1 protein-coding gene is annotated in these 1,047 nt (G+C 71.4%); it reads left to right on the top strand.

Going from position 1 to position 1,047, the window contains the following annotated elements:
• The coding region (locus tag ACFZDK_RS55910) for a phosphopantetheine-binding protein (protein WP_390987150.1) at positions 1–1,047 on the top strand (1,047 nt) is incomplete at both ends.

The raw sequence follows: 1,047 nt of genomic DNA on the forward strand, positions 1-1,047 counted from the left end.
CTTCGCCTCCTCGCGTCTGCCGGAGTACATGGTTCCGGCGGCGGTGGTGGTGCTCGACGCGTTCCCGTTGACGGTGAACGGCAAGGTGGACCGGGCTGTTCTTCCCGACCCGGAGTTCGGTGGTTCGGGCTCGACCCGACGGCCTGGCACGGCGGCCGAGGAAGCGCTGTGCGGTTTGTTCGCGGAGGTGCTGGGCCTGGAGTCGGGCGCGATCGGGGTGGAGGACAGCTTCTTCGAGCTGGGCGGCGATTCGATCATGTCGATGCAGCTCGCGTCCCGGGCGCGTCGTTCCGGTTGGGTGGTGACCCCCCGCCAGATCTTCGAGGAGAAGACCCCGGAGCGGCTGGCACTGGTGGCGGCCGGGACCGAGGACGCGTCTCCGGACGCCAGGGACATGGGTGTCGGTGAGGTGCCGTGGACGCCGTTGATGAGGTCGATGGGCGAGGACGCGCTGCGGCCCGGTTTCGCGCAGTGGACGGTGATCGGTGCGCCGGCCGACCTGGGCGTGGACGTGCTCAGGACGGGCGTGAGCGCGCTGGTGGAAGCCCACGGGATGCTGCGGGCCCGGGCCGGGAGCGACCAGGTGTTGATGGTTCCGGAGATGGGTGAGGTCGATGTGTCCGGGCTGGTGGCTCGGGTGGACGCCGTAGGCCTGGCTGAGGGTGGGTTGGACCGGGTGGCGGTGGATGCCGCCCGGGAGGCGGTGACGAGGCTGGATCCGGCGGCCGGGGTGATGGTGCAGGTGGTGTGGGTGGATGCCGGGCCGGAGCGGGTCGGTCGGATTGCGCTGGCCGCTCATCATCTGGCGGTCGACGGGGTGTCGTGGCGCGTCCTGGTCCCCGACCTGCAGAGCGCGTGCGAGGCAGCGGCAGTGGGAGAGCCGCCGGAGTTGGAGTCGGCGGGGACTTCGTTCCGTGCCTGGGCGGAGGGACTGCGGCGGGCCGCACAGAGTCCGGCGCGGGTGGATGAGTTGGATGCCTGGGTCGACATGGTCGCCGGGACGGCCGGTGCCGGGGAACCGCTGATCGGCCACCGTCCGCTGGACCC

The organism is Streptomyces sp. NPDC007901 (assembly GCF_042959465.1).
Classification (GTDB): domain Bacteria; phylum Actinomycetota; class Actinomycetes; order Streptomycetales; family Streptomycetaceae; genus Streptomyces.